This window comes from Pelomicrobium sp. G1 (assembly GCF_051905455.1).
Taxonomy (GTDB): domain Bacteria; phylum Pseudomonadota; class Gammaproteobacteria; order Burkholderiales; family UBA6910; genus Pelomicrobium.
Genome location: NZ_JBQACR010000666.1, coordinates 1 through 232, shown reverse-complemented (window position 1 = coordinate 232; position 232 = coordinate 1). Strand labels below are relative to the sequence as shown.

Below are 232 nucleotides of genomic sequence, written 5' to 3'. Positions count from 1 at the left end.
TGCTGAAGGAGCTGGCGAAGCAACGCGCGCACCTGCCGGTGCGAAAGCTGGTGCAGCGCCCTCCAAATCTCCTGCGCAGGCTCCAGCCGTGCCTTCTGATGTCGCCGCTGTTTGTTGCCCAGTATCTCGACGCTTCACAATCGGCATGCGACATTGTGATATTCGACGAAGCGTCGCAGATTTTGGGGTGGGACGCAGTGGGCGCGATCGCGCGCGGCCGGCAGGTCGTGGT

At 62.9% G+C, this 232-nt stretch carries 1 protein-coding gene; it reads left to right on the top strand.

Annotated features, from left to right (window positions below; all coding sequences use genetic code 11):
* Nucleotides 1–232: hypothetical protein (locus tag ACTFO6_RS20040; RefSeq protein ID WP_439936022.1), on the top strand; the 232-nt coding region annotated here is incomplete at both ends.